The sequence below is a fragment of the Roseovarius sp. MMSF_3350 genome (assembly GCF_030733425.1).
Taxonomy (GTDB): Bacteria; Pseudomonadota; Alphaproteobacteria; order Rhodobacterales; family Rhodobacteraceae; genus Roseovarius.
In genome coordinates this window covers 13,449-34,990 of sequence record NZ_JASHIZ010000028.1, presented here as the reverse complement: position 1 = coordinate 34,990, position 21,542 = coordinate 13,449, and the positions used below count along the sequence as shown (strand labels likewise).

22 protein-coding genes and 2 riboswitches are annotated in these 21,542 nt (G+C 66.9%); of the genes, 13 read left to right on the top strand and 9 right to left on the bottom strand.

Features of this window, described 5'->3' with window-relative positions; translation table 11 throughout:
- Window positions 1-1,431 (top strand): penicillin-binding transpeptidase domain-containing protein (locus RBB31_RS19585; protein ID WP_306130936.1); only part of this gene is annotated, 1,431 nt, incomplete at its 5' end.
- 128 nt (window positions 1,432-1,559) lie between these two features.
- On the opposite strand, the gene RBB31_RS19580 is transcribed toward RBB31_RS19585, so the two are convergent.
- The 5 genes from RBB31_RS19580 to RBB31_RS19560 all read right to left on the bottom strand — a co-directional run bounded on the left by RBB31_RS19580 (window position 1,560) and on the right by RBB31_RS19560 (window position 7,215).
- Complete coding sequence (locus tag RBB31_RS19580) at window positions 1,560-2,735, bottom strand: acetyl-CoA C-acyltransferase family protein (protein WP_306130935.1); 1,176 nt, start codon at window positions 2,733-2,735, stop codon at window positions 1,560-1,562.
- A gap of 69 nt (window positions 2,736-2,804) precedes the next feature.
- Entirely contained in the window at window positions 2,805-3,503 is a 699-nt protein-coding gene (locus tag RBB31_RS19575) for a metallophosphoesterase family protein (protein WP_306130934.1), read from the bottom strand.
- 43 nt (window positions 3,504-3,546) lie between these two features.
- Entirely contained in the window at window positions 3,547-4,158 is a 612-nt protein-coding gene (locus RBB31_RS19570) for a dimethylsulfonioproprionate lyase family protein (RefSeq protein ID WP_306130933.1), read from the bottom strand.
- Between the two features lie 159 nt (window positions 4,159-4,317).
- Window positions 4,318-5,913, bottom strand: a complete 1,596-nt coding sequence (gene serA, locus RBB31_RS19565) for a phosphoglycerate dehydrogenase (protein WP_306130932.1) — start codon at window positions 5,911-5,913, stop codon at window positions 4,318-4,320.
- Window positions 5,914-6,036: 123 nt separating this feature from the next.
- On the bottom strand, window positions 6,037-7,215 hold the full coding sequence (locus RBB31_RS19560) for a phosphoserine transaminase (RefSeq protein WP_306130931.1): 1,179 nt from the start codon (window positions 7,213-7,215) through the stop codon (window positions 6,037-6,039).
- A 260-nt stretch (window positions 7,216-7,475) separates the two neighbouring features.
- Here RBB31_RS19560 and RBB31_RS19555 point away from each other — a divergent pair, with 260 nt between their 5' ends.
- The 8 genes from RBB31_RS19555 to RBB31_RS19520 all read left to right on the top strand — a co-directional run bounded on the left by RBB31_RS19555 (window position 7,476) and on the right by RBB31_RS19520 (window position 14,081).
- On the top strand, window positions 7,476-8,333 hold the full coding sequence (locus tag RBB31_RS19555) for a c-type cytochrome (RefSeq protein ID WP_306130930.1): 858 nt from the start codon (window positions 7,476-7,478) through the stop codon (window positions 8,331-8,333).
- Between the two features lie 111 nt (window positions 8,334-8,444).
- Window positions 8,445-9,317 carry a phosphoserine phosphatase SerB gene (gene serB, locus RBB31_RS19550; protein WP_306130929.1) on the top strand — a complete coding sequence of 291 codons (873 nt, stop codon included), beginning with the start codon at window positions 8,445-8,447 and terminating at the stop codon, window positions 9,315-9,317.
- A gap of 74 nt (window positions 9,318-9,391) precedes the next feature.
- Window positions 9,392-9,715 (top strand): helix-turn-helix transcriptional regulator, encoded by a 324-nt coding sequence (locus RBB31_RS19545; protein WP_306130928.1) that lies wholly within the window; start codon window positions 9,392-9,394, stop codon window positions 9,713-9,715.
- A 3-nt stretch (window positions 9,716-9,718) separates the two neighbouring features.
- The gene (locus tag RBB31_RS19540) at window positions 9,719-10,162 is read left to right on the top strand and encodes an SRPBCC domain-containing protein (protein WP_306130927.1); all 444 of its coding nucleotides are present in this window, start codon (window positions 9,719-9,721) and stop codon (window positions 10,160-10,162) included.
- A gap of 21 nt (window positions 10,163-10,183) precedes the next feature.
- A complete protein-coding gene (locus RBB31_RS19535; protein ID WP_306130926.1) occupies window positions 10,184-10,498 on the top strand; it encodes a hypothetical protein in 315 nt (104 codons plus the stop codon).
- A gap of 235 nt (window positions 10,499-10,733) precedes the next feature.
- Window positions 10,734-10,844, top strand: a riboswitch (TPP riboswitch).
- 33 nt (window positions 10,845-10,877) lie between these two features.
- The gene (thiB, locus tag RBB31_RS19530) at window positions 10,878-11,870 is read left to right on the top strand and encodes a thiamine ABC transporter substrate binding subunit (RefSeq protein ID WP_306130925.1); all 993 of its coding nucleotides are present in this window, start codon (window positions 10,878-10,880) and stop codon (window positions 11,868-11,870) included.
- A complete protein-coding gene (locus RBB31_RS19525; protein WP_306130924.1) occupies window positions 11,846-13,402 on the top strand; it encodes a thiamine/thiamine pyrophosphate ABC transporter permease ThiP in 1,557 nt (518 codons plus the stop codon). Before thiB ends, RBB31_RS19525 begins: the two co-directional genes overlap by 25 nt.
- Window positions 13,389-14,081 (top strand): ATP-binding cassette domain-containing protein, encoded by a 693-nt coding sequence (locus RBB31_RS19520; protein WP_306130923.1) that lies wholly within the window; start codon window positions 13,389-13,391, stop codon window positions 14,079-14,081. The genes RBB31_RS19525 and RBB31_RS19520 overlap by 14 nt, the downstream gene beginning before the upstream one ends.
- On the opposite strand, the gene RBB31_RS19515 is transcribed toward RBB31_RS19520, so the two are convergent.
- The 3 genes from RBB31_RS19515 to RBB31_RS19505 all read right to left on the bottom strand — a co-directional run bounded on the left by RBB31_RS19515 (window position 14,078) and on the right by RBB31_RS19505 (window position 16,482).
- Complete coding sequence (locus RBB31_RS19515; protein WP_306130922.1) at window positions 14,078-14,512, bottom strand: 6,7-dimethyl-8-ribityllumazine synthase; 435 nt, start codon at window positions 14,510-14,512, stop codon at window positions 14,078-14,080. The genes RBB31_RS19520 and RBB31_RS19515 overlap by 4 nt on opposite strands.
- A 100-nt stretch (window positions 14,513-14,612) precedes the next feature.
- Window positions 14,613-14,772: riboswitch (FMN riboswitch) on the bottom strand.
- Between the two features lie 206 nt (window positions 14,773-14,978).
- Window positions 14,979-15,212, bottom strand: a complete 234-nt coding sequence (locus RBB31_RS19510; protein WP_306130921.1) for an EF-hand domain-containing protein — start codon at window positions 15,210-15,212, stop codon at window positions 14,979-14,981.
- 271 nt (window positions 15,213-15,483) lie between these two features.
- The gene (locus RBB31_RS19505; protein ID WP_306130920.1) at window positions 15,484-16,482 is read right to left on the bottom strand and encodes an asparaginase; all 999 of its coding nucleotides are present in this window, start codon (window positions 16,480-16,482) and stop codon (window positions 15,484-15,486) included.
- A gap of 204 nt (window positions 16,483-16,686) precedes the next feature.
- On the opposite strand from RBB31_RS19505, the gene RBB31_RS19500 reads away from it, so the two are divergent.
- Window positions 16,687-17,214, top strand: a complete 528-nt coding sequence (locus tag RBB31_RS19500; protein WP_371931352.1) for an invasion associated locus B family protein — start codon at window positions 16,687-16,689, stop codon at window positions 17,212-17,214.
- A gap of 13 nt (window positions 17,215-17,227) precedes the next feature.
- Here RBB31_RS19500 and RBB31_RS19495 read toward each other — a convergent pair whose 3' ends face one another.
- Complete coding sequence (locus RBB31_RS19495) at window positions 17,228-18,184, bottom strand: L-threonylcarbamoyladenylate synthase (protein ID WP_306130919.1); 957 nt, start codon at window positions 18,182-18,184, stop codon at window positions 17,228-17,230.
- A 133-nt stretch (window positions 18,185-18,317) separates the two neighbouring features.
- Here RBB31_RS19495 and RBB31_RS19490 point away from each other — a divergent pair, with 133 nt between their 5' ends.
- The 3 genes from RBB31_RS19490 to RBB31_RS19480 are packed head-to-tail and all read left to right on the top strand — an operon-like array spanning window position 18,318 to window position 21,535.
- On the top strand, window positions 18,318-20,033 hold the full coding sequence (locus tag RBB31_RS19490; RefSeq protein WP_306130918.1) for an acyl-CoA dehydrogenase: 1,716 nt from the start codon (window positions 18,318-18,320) through the stop codon (window positions 20,031-20,033).
- The gene (locus tag RBB31_RS19485; protein ID WP_306130917.1) at window positions 20,033-21,073 is read left to right on the top strand and encodes an MBL fold metallo-hydrolase; all 1,041 of its coding nucleotides are present in this window, start codon (window positions 20,033-20,035) and stop codon (window positions 21,071-21,073) included. Before RBB31_RS19490 ends, RBB31_RS19485 begins: the two co-directional genes overlap by 1 nt.
- 6 nt (window positions 21,074-21,079) lie before the next feature.
- Window positions 21,080-21,535 (top strand): hypothetical protein, encoded by a 456-nt coding sequence (locus RBB31_RS19480; RefSeq protein WP_306130916.1) that lies wholly within the window; start codon window positions 21,080-21,082, stop codon window positions 21,533-21,535.
- Window positions 21,536-21,542: the final 7 nt, after the last annotated feature.

The window sequence follows — 21,542 nt, the reverse complement described above, 5'->3', positions numbered from 1 at the left end:
CGACGCCCCGACCGCCACCATGTCGAGGCCGCCGAGGCCCGCGCCCGCGTCCTCGCCCGCGCCCAGCGCGACGGCCTGCTGACCCCCGGCGCGGTCGAGGCCGCCCTGACGGAACCCGTCCCCCACGCCCGCCGCGCCTTTCCGTCCATCGCGCCGCACATGGCCGATCGCGCCCTGTCGGACGACCCCGCCCGCCTGCGCCATGACCTGACGCTCGACGCGCCCCTGCAAGCCGCCCTTGAACGCCTCGCCACCCACAGCCTGCGCGACCTGCCCGTCGACGTCTCCATCGCCATGATGATCGCCGACCACCAGACCGGCGACATCCTCGCCTCCATCGGCTCCGCCACCTACGGCATCGGCGACGCCCGCTCCGGTTTCGTCGACATGACACAGGCGATGCGCTCCCCCGGCTCCACGCTCAAGCCGTTCATCTACGCCATGGGTTTCGACCGTGGCCTCGCCCATCCGCAGACGCTCATCCACGACCGCCCCGTCGCCTTCGGCACCTACGCGCCACAGAATTTCGACGGCGCCTTCCGGGGCGAGCTGACCGTGGCCGACGCCCTGCGCCAGTCGCTCAACATCCCCGTCGTGCTGCTCCTGGACGAGATCGGCCCCGCCCACCTGCTCGACACCCTGCGCCGTGCCGGCGTGCCCACCGAACTGCCCGGCGACCAGCCCGGCCTCGCTGTCGGCCTCGGCGGCCTCGGCATTACGCTCGAAGGCCTGACCACTGCCTACGCCATGCTGGCAAATGGCGGCCAGACCCGCCCGCTCCACTGGCGGCAGGGCACAAACAACCATACGCAAACGAATGCCCTGAACCGCGCCGCCTCCTGGCATGTCGCCGACATCCTCGCGGGTCTCGCGCCACCCCCGGGCGCGCCGAAACGCCGACTGGCCTACAAGACCGGCACCTCATACGGCCACCGCGACGCCTGGGCCGTGGGGTTCGACGGTCGGCACGTCGCCGCCGTCTGGATCGGCCGCCCCGACGGCACGCCCATCCCCGGCGCCTTCGGCGGGGACCTCGCCGCCCCCGTCCTCTTCGAGGCGTTCCAGCGCCTGAAACCCAAAGCCGATGCCCTGCCACCGCCCCCGCCCGAGGCGCTCATCCTGCCCACCGCCCGCCTGCCACAGCCGCTGCGCCGCTTCGCCAGCCGCGACGCGGTATTTCAGCCGTCCGAGGATGCGCCGAAACTGATTTTCCCCCCCGCCGGCGCGAGCCTGCCCATCCAGGACGGCCGCCTGACGGTAAAGCTGCGCGACGGCAAGCCGCCTTTCACCTGGCTTGCCAACGGCAAGCCGCAGAAAACCGGCACCCGCCGCCGCGAGGCCGAGCTGACCGGCCTTGCGCGCGGCTATTCCAAGCTGTCGGTGATCGACGCGATGGGCCGCTCCAGCAGCGTCACCGTCTGGATCGACTGACCCCATTTTCTGCGCAGAAAATGGCCCGCGAAACTGCGCAGTTTCGCAGCAAGAATTTTCAAAAATTCTTTCCCGATTTCTTTTTAAGAAATCGCCCCGGAAACTTTCAAAGTTTCCGGGCGAAACCCTCACATCCGCTCGATGGCCACGGCAATCCCCTGCCCGCCGCCGATACACATGGTGATCAACGCCTTCGTCCCGCCGATCCGCTCCAGCTCGTAAAGCGCCTTCACCACCAGGATCGCCCCCGTCGCGCCCACCGGATGCCCCAGCGCAATCGCGCCGCCATTCGGGTTCACCTTGTCAGGATCAAGCCCCAGCCCCCGGTTCACAGCAATCGCCTGTGCCGCAAAGGCCTCGTTCGATTCCACCACGTCGAAATCGCCCGCGCTCAGCCCGGTCTTCTTCAGCAGGCTTTCCACCGCCGGCACCGGCCCGATTCCCATCACCTCGGGGCGCACGCCCGCATGGGCATAGCCCAGCACCCGTGCCTTGGGTTTCAGCCCGGCCTTCTCGGCCGCCTCCGCCCGGGCAAAGACTAGCGCCGCCGCGCCGTCATTGATGCCGCTGGCATTCCCGGCCGTCACCGTGCCGTCTTTCTGAAACGCCGCCCGCAACCCGGCCAACCCTTCTGCGGTCGTCGGCTTGGGATGCTCATCCGTTTCGAACGCCACCATGTCGCGCTTCACCCGCACCTCCACCGGCACGATCTGGCTGGCGAAGTGCCCTGCCTCGATCGCCTTCGCCGCCCGTGTCTGGCTCTCCAGCGCAAAGGCATCCTGATCCTCGCGGCTGACCCCATGCTCGGCGGCCACGTTCTCCGCTGTGACGCCCATGTGCCCGGTGCCAAAGGGACAGTTCAGCGCCCCCAGCATCATGTCCAGCGTGCGCACATCGCCCATCTTTGCGCCCCAGCGCTGCTCCGGCACGATGAAGGGCGAGCGGCTCATGCTCTCGGCCCCGCCTGCGACGCCGAACTCTGCATCGCCCAGCATCAGGGATTGCACCACCGACACCACCGCCTGCGCGCCCGACCCGCACAGCCGGTTCACGTTCATCGCCGGCGTGGTCTCGGGGATACCGGCCTCCATCGCGGCGACACGGCTCAGGTACATGTCGCGCGGCTCGGTGTTGATGACATGGCCAAAGACCACGTGCCCCACCTGCCCCGGCTCCACGCCCGAACGCTCCAGCGCGGCCTTGGTCACCGTCGCGCCCAGCTGCCCCGGCGGCGTGCCCGCCAGCGATCCGCCAAATGTGCCGATGGCCGTGCGCACGCCATCCAGAAGAACGATATCCGTCATCCGAGCCTCCCTGAATTACCTGAGATGATCATCGCGCCCCGCGTCCCCACCCGCAAGCCCGACGTCCCGTCATGGCTCCAGCGGCTTCCGGCCGGCTTCCGTCAGCACCCAACAGCGTCGCCCCTCGAACACCGCAGCCCGCAGCGGACGCCCCCATCCCGCACCGACATCCAGCGCCACGCGGTTGCCGTGATGTTCGGGCGCGTCCACCGGGGTGTGACCATGCACCACCAGCTTGCCGTGATCGCGGGTGTCGTAAAGAAACGCATCGCGGATCCACAACAGATCCTCCGGCACCTGCCGCTCCAGCGGCGTGCCGGGCGAGATCCCGGCGTGACAAAGGAACAGCTGATCGGTTTCATGGGTGTAAGGCAAGGTGCTCAGGAACTGGCGATGCACGCCCGGTACCTGCTCGCGCCAGTCCCCTTCATACGCGGGCGACTTTATTCCGTAAGAGGCCAGCGTTTCCCGCCCGCCAAGGTTGCCCTGCATCCACCACTGAAATCGTTCGGGTTCCATGGTGCCTTCCAGCGCATTCAGAAACATCTGATCGTGATTGCCCCGCAGCGCGGTCCAGTCGCGCCCCGCCGCGATGCCATCGATCAGCGTCTGGATCACGCCGCGGCTGTCGGGGCCCCGGTCGGTATAGTCACCCAGAAAGACAATCCGCGCATCCGGGCCTTCATGCCGCGCGACGAGGCTCAGCACACGATCCATTTCGGCGCGGTAGCCATGAATATCCGGAATCACACAAAGCGGCTTGGTCATGCACCATCACCTAATGCAGCTGCGACGCCTTGCAAACCCTCGTTCAGGCGGCGAAGGCCCCGAACGCCTCGGCCCCGTGGTGCACGCGATAGCTCTCGATGCCGATATCTCCAGACCAGCGCCACAGGGCCACCACGCCTTCGTCGCCGGTCTGGCAGGCATGGGGCAGGTAGGTCGAATGGTGCACCGAGTGGCCTGCCACCATCTCGCGCTGCGCGTCACCCGCCGTCCATAGCGCCCGGCCCGCGATGATCACATAGGTCTCGACGGCGGCATGAGAGTGTAGCCCATAGCGCGTATTGGGTCGCTGGTAATACAGCCCGGCCCGCAGGCTCGGTGAATATAGCGGCGCCTCTGGTCCCATCAGGTCGACGACCGAGAACAGGGCGTTGTCCTCCGCAGCAATCTGACCGGCCACCGGGTTGTGACCCCAGGGCAGCATGTCATGTGCGGCCAACGCAGCCTGTGCCACCGCCAGCGGCGAAGCGGCCAGCAAGCCACAGATCGCTTCGGTATCGCCGGGAGAGTCGTTGGCGAGCCGCGCGACCTCGGTGACCGATAACAGCGCCTCGGCAGTCTCGGTGGCACATTCACGCCCTTCGGCGCGGAACACCGCAGCCATCTCGGACAGGAAAAGCTGGAACGGATCGTGCATCGCAACCTCCTCGGTCGAATGCACCTCCCCTAACGCAAACGGGCCCACGCGACTTTCGCCGCAGCGACCCGAGAACGGTCGTTTTCGCGCGTTTCCACTCCGGCCGGCAGGCCGGGGTTCACCGCGGTCTCGCCCGCCAAAGCCACCCGTTCCGGCCAATCACCCCACATCGAACTCCAGAGTCCTGATCTGCTGGAACAGCCCGGTCTGATGCAGCTTGGCGATCACGTCCTCCGGCACCGGCGCGTCGACATAAAGCAGCGCAATCGCCTCCGCCCCCGCCTTCGACCGGCCCAGTGTGAAGTTGGCGATGTTCACGCCATTGCCGCCCAGCGTCTGGCCCAGCGCGCCGATGATCCCCGGCTCGTCGCGGTTCGTGGTATACAGCATGTGCTGCCCGATCTCGGCGTCGATGTTGATTCCCTTGATCTGGATGAAGCGCGGCTTGCCGTCGCTGAACACCGTCCCGCCGATCGACCGCTCGCGCTCCGCCGTCACCACGGTCAGCTTGATATAGCCCTCGAACGCGCCCGACTTGTCCTGCTTGGTGGTCGAGATCTTGATCCCCCGCTCCTTGGCAATGAGCGGCGCCGAGACCATGTTCACTTCCGGGTTCACCGCCTTCATGATCCCCGCCACGGCGGCGCTGGTCAGCGCCTCCAGGTTCATCTGGCTGACCACGCCATCGTACAGCAGGTTGATCGCCTTGATCGGCTCGTCCGTCATCTGGCCGATGAAATTGCCCAGATGATCGGCCAGCTTGATCCACGGCCCCATCACCTTGGCTTCCTCGGCAGTCACCGACGGCATGTTCAGCGCGTTGGTCACAGCCCCCGTCAGCAGGTAGTCCGACATCTGCTCGGCCACCTGCAACGCCACGTTCTCCTGCGCCTCGCTGGTCGCGGCCCCCAGGTGCGGCGTGCACACCACGTTGGGCAGGCCAAAGAGCGGGTTCTCCGTCGCCGGCTCCTCGGCGAACACGTCCAGCGCCGCCCCGGCGACATGCCCCGATTGCAGCAACTCCGCCAGGGCGGCCTCGTCCACCAGCCCGCCCCGGGCACAGTTGACGATCCGCACGCCCTTCTTGGTCTTGCCCAGGTTCTCGCGGCTCAGGATGTTGCGGGTGGCGTCGATCAGCGGCGTGTGCAGCGTGATGAAATCCGACCGCGCCAGCAGCGTATCGAGGTCCACCTTCTCGGCTCCCTTCTGCGCGATCTTCTCCTCGCTCAGCGTGGGGTCATAGGCGATCACCTTCATCTTCAGGCCCCGCGCACGGTCGGCCACGACGCCGCCGATATTGCCGATGCCGATGATGCCCAGCGTCTTGTTGGTCAGCTCGACCCCCATGAACTTGGACTTTTCCCACTTGCCGGCATGGGTACTGGCGCTCGCCTCGGGGATCTGGCGTGCCACGGCGAACATCATCGCGATGGCGTGCTCGGCGGTGGTCACCATGTTGCCGAAGGGCGTGTTCATGACGATCACGCCTTTCTTCGAGGCCGCCGCCTTGTCGACATTGTCGGTGCCGATGCCGGCGCGCCCGATCACCTTGAGGTTCTTCGCCGCCTCCAGGATCGTCGGCGTCACCTTGGTGGCCGAGCGGATCGCCAGGCCGTCATAATCGCCGATCACCTCGGCCAGCTTGTCCTTGTCCTTGCCTAACTCGGGCATGAAATCCACCTCGATCCCCCGGTCGCGGAAGATCTGCACGGCGGTTTCGCTCAGCTTGTCGGATACGAGTACCTTGGGAGCCATCTGTCTGGTCCTTTGTCTTTGAATTCTGGGAATGGTGGGTTTGAAACCCACCCTACGGTTCACGTGGCGGTCGGTTTGAACCCCACCCAGTGCGTCCGGCGTAGGGTGGGGTTTCACCCCACCTCAAACGGTCTCGGAAAGCGCCGCGATCTCGGCGTTGAACGCCCATTCGATCCACGGCATCAGCGCGGCCACATCGGCGGTCTCCACCGTGCCGCCGCACCAGATCCGCAGCCCCGGCGGCGCGTCGCGATAGGCTCCCACGTCATAGGCCACGCCCTCGGCCTCCAGCCGCTTAGCCACGGCCTTGGCGAACGCCGCGCCGTCGCTGATCCGGTCATCGGTGAACCTCAGGCAGACGCTCGTATTCGACGCCGTCGCCGGGTCCTGGGCCAGGAATTCGACCCACTCTTGCGTGCCGACGAAATCCGCCACCGCCTTGGTATTGGCATCCGCCCGCGCCATCAGGCCGCCCAGCCCGCCTACGGACCGCGCCCAGTCCAGCGCCAGCAGGTAATCCTCGACAGCCAGCATCGACGGCGTGTTGATCGTCGCCCCCTCGAAAATGCCCTCGTTCAGCTTCCCACCCTTCGTCAGGCGGAAAATCTTCGGCATCGGCCAGGGCGGCGTATAGCTTTCCAGCCGCGCCACCGCGCGGGGGCTCAGCACCAGCATCCCATGCGCCGCCTCGCCCCCCAGCACCTTCTGCCAGCTGAACGTCACCACATCCAGCTTGTCCCACGGCAGGTCCTGCGCAAACGCGGCCGAGGTCGCGTCGCAGATCGTCAACCCCTGACGGTCCGCCTTGATCCAGTCGCCGTCCGGCACCCGCACGCCGCTGGTGGTGCCGTTCCACGTGAACACCACGTCATTGTCCGTGTCCACGCCGCCCAGATCGACGATCTCGCCATACTCGGCGGTCTTGACCTCGGCATCGAGTTTCAGCTGCTTGACCGCATCCGTGACCCAGCCCGCGCCAAAGCTTTCCCAGGCCAGCATCTCGACCTTGCGCGCGCCCAGAAGGCTCCACATCGCCATCTCGACCGCGCCGGTATCCGACGCCGGCACGATGCCGACCTTGTAATCGTCGGGTATCCCCAGCACCTCGCGCGTGCCGTCGATCGCGGCCTTCAGCTTGGCCTTGCCCACGGCGGCACGGTGCGACCGGCCCAGCGGGGCGTCGGCAAGCTTGCTCAGGTTGAAAACGGGGGGTTTGGCACAGGGGCCGGAGGAAAAACGCGGGTTCGCCGGAACGGCGACAGGTTTAGTGTCCGGCCGCGTGCCGGGTGTCTCAATAGCCATTGCTGCTATCCTTCCAGATAAGCGCCCCTCGTTGGGGAGGGGTGTCCCACCCAGGGGGATACGCCCGCCGGAAGAGTCGCGCAAGACGGTAAACGGCCCCTCAGCGCCGGTTCATGGACGTTTTACGACCTTTTCGGTTCCGATCGGAAACGCGCGCGTCGCAAATCCGCCAAGGTGCACGCTGGCCGGTGCTATAATGCCGCCACGACCCGTCCGGGTGCGCCGCGGCGACCCGGCATCGCATCAACAGGAACAGACCCATGCATATGAAACTCTTGCCGGCCCTGCTCGCGGCCGCCCTGCTCTCCCCCTCCGCAAGAGCCGAAACCCCCGAGGAACGCGGCGCGTATCTCGTCGAGGGGCCTGCCGCCTGCGGCAATTGCCACTCGCCCATCGACCAGACAGGCCAGCCGCTGACGGGGCAGAACCTCGCCGGACGCTTCGTGATGGAAACGCCCGAGTTCACCGCCTATGCCCCCAACCTCACCCCAGCCGGCCCGGTCGGCACGTGGTCCGACGCCGAGCTGGCCCGCGCCATCCGCGAGGGCATTCGGCCCGACGGCTCCGTGATCGGCCCGCCCATGCCCTTTTCGGTCTACAGTGGCCTTTCCGACGGCGACGTATCGGCCATTGTCGCCTATCTCCGCACCCTGCCCGCGGTCGAAAACCCTGTGCCCCTGTCGCAGTACAACATTCCCCTGCCCCCGGCCTATGGCCCGCCCGTCGGCACCGTCCCCGAGGTGCCCCGCGGCGTCACGGCGGAATACGGCGCGTATCTCGCCGGTCCGGTGGCGCATTGCACCGACTGCCACACCACCTTCGGGCCGAAAGGCCCCATGCTGGACACCCACCTCGGCCGCGGCGGGCTCAGGATCGACGGGCCGTGGGGCACGTCGATCGCCTCCAACATCACCAGCCATGTCGATGGCCTGGCCGGGTACACCGATGCCGAGGTCGCGGACATGATCACCCTGGGCAAGCGACCCGATGGCACCGCGATGCTCCCGCCCATGCCCTATTCCTACCTGTCGCGGATGACGGACGACGACCTCGCCGCGATCATTCTCTACCTGCGGACCCTGCCGCCCCTGCCGGACGTGCCAGACGTCGCAGGCTAAGGCCCTGACGCCCTTCGCGTGCCGCGGCAGCGCGAAGGGCCCTCTCCCCGGCTGGAACCCCATCCCAACCTGCGCTATGCCCGAACCCGATGCGCAGCGCGGAGATGCCCCATGTTCACCACCACCCTCATCGCCCCGCCGGGCACGCTCGACCCCGCCCTGGTCGAGAACCTGCGCAACGCCTGGGGCGGGTTCGACGCCCGCTGGCTGTCGCCCGACGAGGCGGCGGAGTTCGACATGGCCGCGCTCGCCGACAACCAGTGGGAGGTCTGGGACAACCTGCAAACCCTGCGCACCGACCTTGTCGTCCAGCCGTCCGAGAACCGACGCAAGCGCATGCTGCTGGCCGACATGGACAGCACCATTATCCAACAGGAATGCATCGACGAACTGGCCGAAGCGGCCGGCGTCGGCGCCCATGTGAAAGACATCACCGCCCGCGCCATGAACGGCGAGCTCGACTTCGAAGGCGCGCTTCTGGAACGCGTCGCCCTCCTGCGCGACCTGCCCGAGAATGTCATCGCCGAAGTCCTGGACACCCGCATCACCCTCATGCCCGGCGGCGCCACCCTGCTGGCCACGATGAAAGCCCACGGTGCCTACACCGCCCTCGTATCGGGCGGTTTCACCGCCTTCACCTCGCATATCGCCACGCTTCTGGGTTTCGACGAGAACCGCGCCAACACGCTGCTTGTCGAGGATGGCAAACTCACCGGCGACGTCGCCCGCCCCATCCTCGGGCGCGAGGCCAAGGTGCAGGCGCTTGCCGACATCACCACCCGCCTCAACATTTCCGAAATCGACGTGCTGGCGGTGGGCGACGGGGCCAACGACCTCGGCATGCTCGCCCGCGCCGGCAGCGGTGTCGCCCTCCACGCCAAACCCGCCGTCGCCGCGGAATGCGCGTTGCGCATCAACCACGGCGACCTCACCGCGCTGCTCTACCTGCAAGGCTACGACCGCAACGATTTCCAGATTCTGTAAGGTCGGCGAAAGCCCACGCACCGCCGTATCATTTAATCTTTACGTTAATTAACTGATCTGTTAATTATCGTTCCATGACCCGACTGACCGACACCTTCGCCGCCCTCTCCGACCCCACCCGCCTTGCCGTGGTCGAGCGTCTGATGACCGAGGGCGAACTGCCCGCCGGCCGCCTCGTCGAACAGGCCGATATCAGCGCCCCGGCCATGTCCCGCCACCTCAAGGTGCTGCGGCAGGCGGGCCTCGTCGAGCAGCGCACCCAGGGCACCAGCCGGCTCTATTCCGTCCGGGGACAGGCGCTGAAAACCATCGCCGACTGGACGCTCGATCACCGCGCCTTCTGGGAGGCGTCGATGGACCGCCTCGCGACCCACCTTGCCCTCGAAGACAAGGATTGACGGATGGGCGAGGTTCGCATCACCCGCGACTTCCCGGTCACGCCCGAGCGTCTCTTCCGCGCCGTCACCCAGCGGGCCGAGGTGCTGGAATGGTGGGGCCATGACGGCATGACCCTGCCCGACACCGCGCTCGACTTCACCCGCGAAGGCCCGTGGCATTCCGAGATGCTCGATGCCGACGGCAACCGCTACCGCATGTCGGGACAGGTCACGCATGTCGACCCGCCCCGCTCTGTGGGCTTCACCTGGACATGGCACCTGCCCGAAGGCATGCAGGCCCCCGAAAGCCATGTCACCTTCACCGTCACACCCACGCGTGACGGCGCCCGGCTGACCATCGACCACCGCGACCTGCCCGATGACGACCGCGCCGCGCGGCACGAAACCGGCTGGACAAGCGGCCCGATGGTCCGCCTCGCCCGCCACCTGCAAACTTGTCCCCACTGACCCCTGAAAGGAAACCAACCAATGCCCAAGTACATCTTCGCCTATCACGGCGGCGGCAGGCCCGAGACCGAAGAAGAGGGCATCAAGGCGATGAAGGCCTGGGAAAGCTGGCTCGGCGGCCTCGGCGGCAAGCTCATCGACCCCGGCAACCCCGTGGGCATGTCCAAGACGGTCAGCACCGAGGGAATCGCCGACAATGGCGGCTCCAACCCTCTGGCTGGCTATTCCATCGTCGAGGCCGCGGATGACGCCGAGGCCTGCGAGATCGCCCGCGGCTGCCCCATTCTCGACGGCGGCAAAGGCAGTGTCGAGGTCGCCCCCATCATCGAAATGTAGCCCGCGCAGTCCCGGGCTTGACCCGGGACCTCCTTCCCCCTTTCGCCGGCTCTGAACGTCCGCTGCCCCCGCGCCCACCGCGCGGCGCGTCAAACGCCCGCCAGCGACGCCCGCACCGACGTGATACCACCCGAATACCGACGCGATACCGACGTCATTTCGGGCCTTCCGGCGGCATTAACCTTCCGATTCGCCAATTCACCTTGTCCCTTCCCCGGCTTGGCCCTACGTTCTTGTTGAAACCTCGGGGTGTCGACCGGCCACGTCCGGCGACTGAGATGCACATAGCAAACCCGTTGAACCTGAACCGGCTGACACCGGCGGAGGGAAGGTCATGCACCCGCATCGCGCCGCCCCTTCCGCCGAAAGGGAGGATGCCATGAAACGCCTTGTTTTCACTGCGGGATGTCTGCTCACCGCCACGACCGCCGTGGCCCAAGAGACAGGCGAGACGCCCGAACTGACCGTCTACACCTATGACAGTTTCGTCGCCGAATGGGGCCCCGGCCCCCAAATCGAAAAGGCGTTCGAGGCCACCTGCAACTGCGACCTCAACCTCGTCGGCGTCGAGGACGGCGCCGCCCTCTTGGCCCGTGTCCGGCTCGAGGGTGAAAACACCGACGCCGACATCGTCCTCGGCCTCGACACCAACCTGATCGCCGCAGCCAAGGACACCGGCCTTTTCGCCGAGCACGGACAGTCCCCGGACCTCGATCTGCCGATCACCTGGGACGACCCGGTGTTCCTGCCCTACGACTGGGGCTACTTCGCCTTCGTCCATGACAAAGACATGGAAGCGCCCAGCAATTTCAAGGCCCTGGCCGACAGCGACACCTCCATCGTCATTCAGGATCCCCGCTCCTCCACCCCCGGTCTCGGCCTGCTGATGTGGGTCAAGACCGCCTATGGCGACGAGGCCCCGCAAATCTGGGAGGGGCTCTCGGACAACATCATCACCGTCACCAAGGGCTGGACCGAAGCCTACGGCCTCTTCCTCGAAGGCGAGGCCGACATGGTGCTCTCCTACACCACCTCGCCCGCCTATCACCTGATCGCCGAGGAGGACGACAGCAAGACCGCCGCCGCCTTCGACGAAGGCCATTACATGCAGGTCGAAGTGGCCGGCAAACTGGCTTCGACCGACCAGCCCGACCTGGCCGACCAGTTCCTCGCATTCATGTTGACCCAGGACTTCCAGTCCGTCATCCCGACGACCAACTGGATGTACCCCGCCAAGGAGCTTGAGGGGGGCCTGCCCGACGGGTTCGATACCCTGATCCAGCCGGAAAAATCCCTGCTTCTCAGCGCCGAAGAGGCCGCCGCCACCCGCGACGATGCGCTCGATGAATGGCTGAACGCGCTCAGCCGCTAAGTGCCAGACCGGGATGGAGCGCCGCCGCCCTCGTGGCGGCACTCATCTTCGGCGCGCTGCTGGCCGTTGCCCTGCGCGCCGAAACCGGCCGCGGCTTCAACGCCGCCGACTGGGCGGCGCTTCGCTTCACACTGGTGCAGGCCACGCTCTCGGCCTTGTTTTCCGTGCTGCTGGCCATCCCTGTGGCCCGCGCCCTCGCCCGCCGCCGGTTCCGGGGCCGCAGCCTGCTGATCGCGCTGCTGGGCGCCCCGTTCATCCTGCCGGTGATCGTCGCCGTGCTGGGCCTGATCGAGGTCTTCGGTCGTGGCGGCTGGGTCAGCGCGGCCCTGGGCACGCTCGGCCTGCCCCCGGTGCAGATCTACGGTCTGCACGGCGTCGTCCTCGCGCATGTGTTCTTCAACCTGCCGCTGGCCACCCGCCTTGTCCTGCAAGGCTGGCAGGAGATTCCCGCCGAGCGTTTCCGCCTGGCCGCCCTGCTGGGCATCGACGGCTGGGCGATGTTCCGCGTGATCGAAATGCCGATGCTCCTGCGCCTGATCCCCGGCGCCTTCACCGTGATCTTCGCCATCTGCCTCACCAGCTTCGCCGTCGCCCTCACCCTCGGCGGCGGGCCGCGGGCCACCACGATAGAACTCGCCATTTACCAGGCGTTCAGGTTTGACTTCGACCTTGGGCGGGCCGCGCTCCTCTCCGCCGTGCAGCTTGGCCTGACGGTTTTTGCCGGTGGCATCGCCCTCTGGCTGGCGCGCGGCGAAGGGTTCGGCTCGGGCCTCGATCGCGGTTTGCGCCGGTTCGACGGAAAAACGATCACCGCACGGTGGGTTGACGCGCTGTTCATCGGTGTCGCGGCACTCTTCCTGCTGGTGCCGCTCATGGCCATCGCGCTGTCGGGCCTGCCCGGATTTGCCGACATGCCGCGCCAGGTCTGGACGGCAGCAGCAACCTCGCTCGGCGTCGCCGCGCTCAGCACGGTCCTGCTGCTCTGCATGGCGCTGCCGATGACCGCCGCCATCGCCACAGAACGGGGGCGTATGGTGGAAATCGCGGGCCTTCTGGGCCTCGCCGCCTCGCCACTGGTCATCGGCACCGGGCTCTTCATCGCGATCCGCCCCTACGCCAACCCGCAGGACTTCGCCCTGCCCGTCACGGCGCTGGTCAACGCCATCACCGTGCTGCCCTTCGCCCTGCGCATTCTCGTCCCCCGCGCCCGCGATATCGTGTCGCGCCAGGGCCGCCTCGGCCTCTCGCTCGGCATGGCCGGGCTGCCCTTCCTGCGCCATGTCCTGCTGCCCCGCCTGCGCGCGCAGATCGGCTTTGCCGCCGGTCTTGCGGCAGCCCTCTCGATGGGCGATCTCGGCGTCATCACGCTCTTTGCCGACCCGAACGTGGCCACCCTGCCGCTACAGGTCTACCGCCTCATGGGCTCCTACCAGATGGAAGCCGCCGCCGCCGCTTCCTTCCTGCTCCTGATCCTGTCCTTCGCGGTCTTCTGGCTGCTTGATCGCGGGGGTCATCGCCATGCTGAAACTTGACGCCGCACATATCCGCAACGGCAGCTTCACGCTCGCCGCCGACCTCACCATATCCGGCGGCGCGACCGTTGCCGTGATCGGCCCGTCGGGGGCGGGCAAGTCCACCCTGATCGAAGGGATCGCGGGCTTTTTGCCAGTCGCGCAGGGCCGCATCAGCTGGGACGGCACCGACATCACCGACCAGCCCCCGGGCGCCCGCCCCGTCGCCATGCTTTTCCAGGAGGACAACCTCTTTCCGCACCTGACACTTGCGCAGAATGTCGGGCTGGGCCTGTCGCCCAACCTGCGCCTGTCCGCCCACGACAAGACCCGCGTCACCGAAGCACTGGACCGGGTCGGCCTTGCCGGCATGGCCACCCGCAAACCCGGCGCGCTCTCGGGCGGCCAGCGCAGCCGGGCCGCACTGGCTCGCGTCATGCTTCAGGACAAACCGCTGTTGTTGCTGGACGAACCCTTCGCTGCTCTTGGTCCCGCCTTGCGAATGGAAATGCTCGACCTCGTGGCCGAGATCGCCCGCGAAACCGGCGCGACCCTCCTGATGATATCGCACGCACCGGAAGATGCCCGTCGCATCACGGCACAGGCCGTTCTCGTCGCCGAGGGCACCGCCCACGCACCGCGCCCGACCGGCGAGTTGCTGGACAACCCGCCGCCCGTCCTGCGCGACTATCTCGGCTAGGCCGCCAGCCCGGCCCGCGTCCTGCCGATCATCAGTGCCGCGCGGGCCGCCTCTTGCCCCTTTTCTCTGAAGTGCGCCTTGAAGATCCCGATGTGATGCGCCGTCTCGTGAAACTGGTGCGGGGTCAGCGACACCGACAGCACCGGCACATCCGCATCCATGCCGGCCCGCATCAGCCCGTCCACGACGGCCTGCGCCACAAAGTCATGGCGATAGATTCCCCCATCCACCACCAGCGCCGCCGCCACCACGACGCCATATCGCCCTGACCGCGCCAGGTCCCGTGCCAGGAGCGGCATCTCGAACGCCCCCGGTACATCGAATACGTCCACATCCTCCGCCGGCATCGCCTCGCAGAACCCCCTCAGGGCCTGATCCACGATCTCGGCATGCCAGTTGGCCTTGATAAAAGCGTAACGGGTGTGTGTCATTGCAGGTCTCCTTTCCGTATCGCGACACGTTCACCCAAGGCGCAGCACGACAGGAAAGGTGGCAGCCCACCCAAGGGGCACCATGGGCGGTGCCCTTTCCCGGCGTTCTCTTCCATCCGGACTGTGACCGTCGGCCCTGGAATTGCACCAGGTCTGCTTGACCAAGGGGGATGCAGGGCACCCCCGATGCGCTCGCGGGCTTACGGCATGACATGCCGCTTACCGCCGGTGGGGAGTTTCACCCCGCCCTGAGAACACGGACCAGATTGCGGGAAAGGTGCGGCACGGGCAAGCCGTATTCGGTCTCGAAGGCAAGGAGGGACACCGATGAAAACATCTGGGGAATGGTGCCCGCCTTCGGCCCGTGCCGCGACCGAAGCATTATCGAAGAACGCTCCGGTATCAGGCGGAAGCGCGCGGAAAGGATGGGGGAAGCACCGCGCGCTCCCATTGGCCGCGTCGCAGCTTAGGCGGGCAGGATGCCGGCCTCCTGGCCTGCGGCGATCTCGTCTTCGCTCAGCAGCCCGTCGGTATCCGAATCCAGCTGCTCGAACGTGCCCGCGGGCGCGTCGGGCATCGCGGCCTGGAATTCTTCCATCGTGACCATGCCATCGCCGTCGGTATCGGCATCGAGTGCCATCGCCATGGCCGGAACGGTCAGGGCAAGCGCGAAGGTTGCTGCGGAAAGTGTCTTGGTCATCTTTGGTTCCCTTTTGTGGGTTCAGGTTGTCCGGGGCTCTGCTGCCCGCGGACCCTCAACATGACCACACACCGTCCCTCCCGGAAGAGATCCGGCGCAAGGGGTCGTCCATCTCGCGGAAAGAGGCCCAAACAGCGCTTTCGACTCGGCGCCGGTCTGCCGCCAATGGGCAGGCTATCGCGGCGGTGCGGAAAGCAGCGCATCGCGTACCGGGCTTTCGGCAGAAACCCGTCAGCCCGCGCACGACTGCATCAACGCGACCTTGAACGACTCAGGGCAGCAACCCAGCGACCGGCTTCACGATGCCGGTCCGCACCTTGCGGCGGTTCAGGATCGGCGCGTTCATGAATTTCAGGGTCGCCGGATGGTCTGCCTCCAGCACCCCGATCCGCACCAGCAGCGCCGCGATGGTGCAATTGGCCGCCCGCGTGCTGCCATCCGCCGCCTTCAGCGCGATCCCCAGCTTCTTCGTCGGCGCAATGGCCACGAAAAACCCCTCCGCCCCGGTCTTCAGCGCCACGGGCTCGTGACAGGCCTTCATCAGCTCGGTACAGGCGCGTTTTTCCCCGGCGACCAGCAGCGGGTTGGCGATCATCGCATCGCGCAGCCGCACCGCCGCATCCTGTCGCTTGCCACCACCTTCGGTCGCATTGGCGAACCAGCCCATCGCCTGGCCGATCCCCCGCATCGTGGTGATCGAATTGGGCGCATTGCACCCGTCCGGGGCAAAGCCCGGGCTCCGCTCCCCGGTCAGTTCCTCGAACGCCTCGAAACAGGCGCGCTGCACCGGGTGGTCCGGGTCCACGTATTCGGGCCCGCCGTTCAGGTGCTTCGACAGGGTTATGAACCCGGCATGCTTGCCCGAACAGTTGTTGTGCACCTGGCAGGGCGATCCGTCGGTCTTGATCAGGTGGTTGAACGCGGCGCGGTCCTGCGGCATCTGCGGCCCGCAGCGGAAATCGTCGTCGCTCAGGCCCAACCCGTGGATCCAGTCGTTCACCGCATCCGTGTGCACCGCCGCCCCCTGGTGCGATGCGCAGGCCAGCGCCAGCTGCTGCTGGGTCAACCCGAACGCATCCGCCGCGCCACTGTCCACCAGCGGCATCGCCTGGATCATCTTGGCAGAGCTGCGCGGATAGATCATGGCATCCGAATCGCCCCAGCCCTCGATCACTTCGCCCGCGCCGTTGCAGATCACGGCATGGCCCAGATGCAGGCTTTCCACGATGTCTCCACGCCAGATTTCGGTCAGAGGAACGGCATTGGTCACTTGGGGTCTCCGGTCGTCAGGCAGGTCGTCTCGGCGCGTCATTCCTGCGGCGAAAATTCGCCAATTGCACCTTTCATGTCTCGCGTGTTTCAGGCTAGTGTTGCAATGTCGAGAATGAAATGGCTGCACGTGCAGAAAATTCCACCAGGGAATGGGTGCGGCCAGGGACGATTGAGGCTAAAGGACAGCTTGGAGGCTGGACAAATGGGATCATTGAAAGCATTCGGCGCCGCCGCGGCCCTTCTGGCCATGGGCGCGACGACCGCAACCGCACAAGAAGAGAGCACCAACCAGGTCGCCGCGAAAACCGCCTGGAGCGTCTTTGAAGACGCCGACCCGAAAGAGTGCTGGGCCGTCAGTTCACCCACCGAAACGGTGAACACAAAGGATGGGCGCGTTGTCGCCGTGCGCCGTGGCGACATCCTGCTGATGACCTTTTTCCGCCCCGGGGCCGGGGTGCAGGGCCAGATCACCTTTACCGGCGGTTACCCCTTCGCGGGCGGCTCGACAGTGAACGTCAATATCGGCGGCACCGAGTTCGAGATGTTCACCGAGGGCGAGTGGGCCTGGCCGGCAAGTGCCGCCGACGATGCCAAGATCATCGCGGCGATGAAGCGTGGCGCCGATGCAGTGCTGACCGCGCGGTCCGGGCGCGGCACGGTCACCAAGGACACGTTCTCGCTTCTGGGCTACACCGCCGCCCTGGAAGAAGCCGAAAAGCGCTGCCAGTAACTCTTTCAGCCGTTCAAGTGATCACGTCGCGCGGGGCCGCCGCGCGGCGCAGACGGTCGTTGATCGCCCGGCCCAGCCCGGTCTCGGGTATCGGCGCCACGGCAATGCCCGCCGCGCCCTTCGCATCCAGCCGGTGAAGCGCAGCAAAGAGGTTCGCCGCAGCCTCCACCAGGTCGCCGGTGGGCGACAGGTTCAGATCGCAGTCCATCGGCCCGAACCCCAGGAACAGTTCGCCCTCGTCGGCCACCGTCGCGTTCAGCCTGACCGCCGCCCCGGGCGCGTAATGCGACACCATTTGCCCCGGCGCGGTCAGCGTTCCGCCCGCGTCATGCCGCCCCAGCGGCGCGCCCAGAGCGGCCTCGATCGCCTCTGCCGGAATACCTCCGGGCCGCAGCAGGGTCGGTGCCCCCTCCAGCCCCAGGATCGTCGATTCCAGCCCCACCTCGCAGGCCCCGCCCTCGACGATCGCCTCAATCCGGCCCGACAGGCCCGCCGCCACATGCGCCGCCTCGGTCGGGCTGATCCGCCCCGAGGGGTTGGCCGAGGGCGCCGCCACCGGCCCGCCGAACGCTCTTAGCAGCGCTTGCGCCACCGGGTGTGCCGGCACCCGAACCGCCAGCGTCGGCAACTCCGCCGTGACCAACGGAGACAGCCCGGCGTCATCCTTGATCGGCAACACCAGCGTCAGCGCACCGGGCCAGAAGGCCGAGCCGAGGATTTCCGCCGCATCCGACCAGTCCACCAGCGCCTTCGCGGCCTCCGCGTCCGGGACGTGCACGATCAGCGGATTGAACCGGGGCCGTCCCTTGGCCTCGAAGATCCGCGCCACCGCCCGGTCGTTCCGCGCATCGGCGCCAAGGCCGTAGACCGTCTCGGTCGGAAAGGCGACAAGCCCGCCGTCACGCCAGACCCCCGCCGCCTGCGCGTAGCCGCCCGCATCCGCGGCCAGGTGTCGTGTCTCAAGTGTCATGGCCGGTCTGACGCCGCGTTCTGATTGCCGTATCGGGCCTTTGCAATAGAGTTGCCCCAAGACCCACGACACAGTTACAGATGCGCGTGCCGGATGCCAAGCCGTGCCGCCCATCGCCATTTGGGAGATACCGATGCCCTACCGCGCCCCTGTCGAGGATTTCCAGTTCCTGTTCGATCACGTGGTCGGCCTTGATCGCGTAAGAGCCACCGACCGCTTTGCCGAGGCGACGCCGGACGTGACCGCCGCGATCCTGTCCGAAGCCGGCAAGCTGTGCGAAGAGGTTCTGGCCCCCCTGCAACGCCCCGGCGACCTGCACCCAGCCCGGCTGGAAAACGGCGTCGTGCGCACCAGCCCCGGCTATGCCGAAGGCTACAAGGCCATTGCCGAGGGCGGCTGGGTCGCCATCGCCGCCGACCCCGAGCATGGCGGCATGGGCCTGCCCATGGTGGTCACCACAGCCGTGAACGACATGATGTCCGCCGCCTGCCTGTCCCTGCAACTCAGCCCCCTGATGACCCAGGGTCAGATCGAGGCGCTGGAACACCACGCCAGCGACGCGCTCAAGCAGACCTACCTGCCCAAGCTTGTCAGCGGCGAATGGACCGGCACCATGAACCTGACCGAGGCTCAGGCCGGCAGCGACGTGGGCGCGCTCACCACCAGGGCCGTGCCCAACGGTGATGGCACCTACGCCATCACCGGCCAGAAGATCTATATCAGCTGGGGCGACAACGATTTCACCCCCAATGTCTGCCACCTCGTGCTGGCCCGCCTGCCCGATGCCAAGCCGGGCACCAAGGGCATCAGCCTGTTTCTCGTGCCGAAATTCATCCCCGACGAGAACGGCGAACCGGGCCGCGCCAACGATCTCAAGGTCGTCAGCCTCGAACACAAGATGGGCCTGCATGGCAGCCCCACCGCGGTAATGCAGTATGACGGTGCCACCGGCTGGCTGGTGGGCGAGGAACATGATGGGATGCGCGCCATGTTCACCATGATGAACAACGCCCGCCTCGGTGTCGGCACGCAGGGTGTCGGCGTGGCCGAAGGTGCCTATCAACACGCGCTGGCCTACGCCCAGGAGCGCAAGCAGGGCCGCAGCACGATAGAGAACGGCACCGGCACCATCATCGACCACGCCAACGTGCGCCGGATGCTGGCCACGATGAAGGCCGAGACTTTCGCCGCCCGCGCCATCGCGCTCACCTGCGCCGCCGCCATCGACATGGAAACCGCCACCGCAGCGCCCGACTGGGCCGCGCGCGCCGCGTTCCTGACGCCCATCGCCAAGGCGTTCGGCACCTACACCGGCATATCCGTTGCCAACATGGGCATCCAACTGCACGGCGGCATGGGCTTCATCGAGGAAACCGGCGCCGCCCAATACCTGCGCGACGTCCGTGTGACGGCCATCTACGAAGGCACCAACGGCATCCAGGCGATGGACCTCGTGGGCCGCAAGCTGATGGACGGGGGCGAGGCCGCCTATGCCATCCTCGACGAGATCGAAAGCACCGCCGAAGCCGCCCGCGCCAAGCATCCCGAGCTGGCCGAGCCGGTCTGGCAGGCCACCGAATCCCTGCGCGAGGCGACGGAGTGGATGGTCGCCCAGAACGACATGAACAACCGTTTCGCCGGGGCTGTGCCCTTCCTGCGGGCCTTCGCGCGCGTCCTTGGTGGCCACGCGCACCTGCTGGCCGCGATGCACGACACCGATGGCACCCGCAAACGTCTCGCGCGGTTCTACATCACCCGCATCCTGCCCGAGGCGCAGGCCCATATCGCCCACGCCACCGCCGGGGCCGACGACCTCTACGCGCTTGCACCAGAAGACTTCGCCGCCTGATGGCCGACGGAAGCAAGATCACCACCCCCTGGGACGAAGCGCCCGAGCATGGTGCGGCCGTCGAGGTCGCGCCCGGCATCCTGTGGATCCGCCTGCCCCTGCCCATGGCGCTGGATCACGTCAACATCTACGCGCTGGACGAGGGCGACAGCTGGACCATCGTCGACACCGGCGTGCGCACCAAACGCTCCATCGCGCTTTGGCAGGACGTGCTGGCCGGGCCGCTGCAAGGCAAGCCGGTCTCCCGCGTGATCCTCACCCACCACCACCCCGACCATATCGGCATGGCGGGCTGGCTGATGGACCGCTTCGGCGCGGAACTCCTGATGACCCGCACCGCCTACCTGATGGCCCGGATGCTGATCCTCGACGTCGAGGATCGCCCCACACCGCAGGCGCTCGAATACTGGCGCCGCGCGGGCATGGACACGGACATCTTCGAGGCCCGCAAGAACGACCGCCCCTTCAATTTTGCCGACACCTGCGCGCCGATCCCGGTGGGCTACACCCGCCTGCAACAGGGCGGCACGCTCACCGCCGGCGGCCGCGCCTGGGATATCCATGTGGGCTACGGCCACGCACCCGAGCACCTCACGCTCTGGTCGCGCGACGACGCGCTTGTGATCGCGGGCGACCAGATCATCTCGTCCATCAGCCCCAATATCGGCGTCTATCCGACCGAGCCCGAGGCCGATCCCATCGGCGAATGGCTGGAAAGTTGCGAGCGTCTCTCGGCCCTCGCCCGCCCCGATCAGCTGGTCCTGTCGGGTCACAAGCTGCCCTTCACCGGGCTGCCCACCCGAATGCGCCAACTGGCCGAAAATCACCACGGCGCGCTCAAGCGGCTGGAAAAGCACCTCGCCACGCCCCGCACCGCCGCCCAATGCTTCCCCCCGCTCTTCAAGCGCAAGATCGACGGCGGCACCTACGGGCTTGCCCTGGTCGAAGCGGTTGCACATCTCAACCACCTGCATCAGGCTGGCCGCATCACGCGCACCCTCAGCGACGATGGCGCGTGGCTCTGGCAGACGAAGGACTAGACCGGCATGGATGAAAAGATCGACACCACCGCCGAACGGATCGAGGGCGCGGTCCTCGCCCGCTGTCACGAGGTGCACGCCGATCCCGACACCCCCTGCACCGAAGTGCCCGAGAAACTGGCCGACAAACAGGCCCTGGCCGAAAAAAGCCCCGCGAAATGGGCCTACGAGCGGCTGATTCTCTATATCCAGAATTTCGAGAAGACGCTCGATAACGAACACGAGGTCGCCATGGGCTTCGCCGGCGGCGGCCCCGGCACCCTGCGAATCGAGGGCATGGGCTATTTCGACCCCGACATCGTCACCTTCTACGGCTCCGATCCGTCGGGCGCCAAGACCCAGCTCATCCAGCATGTCAGCCAGCTTGGCGTCATGCTCCGCGCCCTGCCCAAACCGCCCGAGACCGCCGAGCCGGTGCGCATCGGGTTCCGCCTGGCGCAGGACCTGGAAACGTCAGCCTGACTGCGAC

What these genes read in the sequence shown, in the direction of transcription:
- RBB31_RS19560 (WP_306130931.1), bottom strand. Translation starts at nt 7,215, where the DNA reads ATGGCTATTGAGACACCCGGCACGCGGCCGGACACTAAACCTGTCGCC.
- RBB31_RS19545 (WP_306130928.1), top strand. Translation starts at nt 9,392, where the DNA reads ATGACCCGACTGACCGACACCTTCGCCGCCCTCTCCGACCCCACCCGC.
- RBB31_RS19555 (WP_306130930.1), top strand. Translation starts at nt 7,476, where the DNA reads ATGCATATGAAACTCTTGCCGGCCCTGCTCGCGGCCGCCCTGCTCTCC.
- RBB31_RS19575 (WP_306130934.1), bottom strand. Translation starts at nt 3,503, where the DNA reads ATGACCAAGCCGCTTTGTGTGATTCCGGATATTCATGGCTACCGCGCC.
- RBB31_RS19570 (WP_306130933.1), bottom strand. Translation starts at nt 4,158, where the DNA reads ATGCACGATCCGTTCCAGCTTTTCCTGTCCGAGATGGCTGCGGTGTTC.
- RBB31_RS19500 (WP_371931352.1), top strand. Translation starts at nt 16,687, where the DNA reads ATGGGATCATTGAAAGCATTCGGCGCCGCCGCGGCCCTTCTGGCCATG.
- RBB31_RS19540 (WP_306130927.1), top strand. Translation starts at nt 9,719, where the DNA reads ATGGGCGAGGTTCGCATCACCCGCGACTTCCCGGTCACGCCCGAGCGT.
- RBB31_RS19580 (WP_306130935.1), bottom strand. Translation starts at nt 2,735, where the DNA reads ATGACGGATATCGTTCTTCTGGATGGCGTGCGCACGGCCATCGGCACA.
- RBB31_RS19480 (WP_306130916.1), top strand. Translation starts at nt 21,080, where the DNA reads ATGGATGAAAAGATCGACACCACCGCCGAACGGATCGAGGGCGCGGTC.
- thiB (WP_306130925.1), top strand. Translation starts at nt 10,878, where the DNA reads ATGAAACGCCTTGTTTTCACTGCGGGATGTCTGCTCACCGCCACGACC.
- RBB31_RS19510 (WP_306130921.1), bottom strand. Translation starts at nt 15,212, where the DNA reads ATGACCAAGACACTTTCCGCAGCAACCTTCGCGCTTGCCCTGACCGTT.
- RBB31_RS19490 (WP_306130918.1), top strand. Translation starts at nt 18,318, where the DNA reads ATGCCCTACCGCGCCCCTGTCGAGGATTTCCAGTTCCTGTTCGATCAC.
- RBB31_RS19485 (WP_306130917.1), top strand. Translation starts at nt 20,033, where the DNA reads ATGGCCGACGGAAGCAAGATCACCACCCCCTGGGACGAAGCGCCCGAG.
- RBB31_RS19535 (WP_306130926.1), top strand. Translation starts at nt 10,184, where the DNA reads ATGCCCAAGTACATCTTCGCCTATCACGGCGGCGGCAGGCCCGAGACC.
- RBB31_RS19515 (WP_306130922.1), bottom strand. Translation starts at nt 14,512, where the DNA reads ATGACACACACCCGTTACGCTTTTATCAAGGCCAACTGGCATGCCGAG.
- serB (WP_306130929.1), top strand. Translation starts at nt 8,445, where the DNA reads ATGTTCACCACCACCCTCATCGCCCCGCCGGGCACGCTCGACCCCGCC.
- RBB31_RS19525 (WP_306130924.1), top strand. Translation starts at nt 11,846, where the DNA reads ATGGCTGAACGCGCTCAGCCGCTAAGTGCCAGACCGGGATGGAGCGCC.
- RBB31_RS19520 (WP_306130923.1), top strand. Translation starts at nt 13,389, where the DNA reads ATGCTGAAACTTGACGCCGCACATATCCGCAACGGCAGCTTCACGCTC.
- RBB31_RS19495 (WP_306130919.1), bottom strand. Translation starts at nt 18,184, where the DNA reads ATGACACTTGAGACACGACACCTGGCCGCGGATGCGGGCGGCTACGCG.
- serA (WP_306130932.1), bottom strand. Translation starts at nt 5,913, where the DNA reads ATGGCTCCCAAGGTACTCGTATCCGACAAGCTGAGCGAAACCGCCGTG.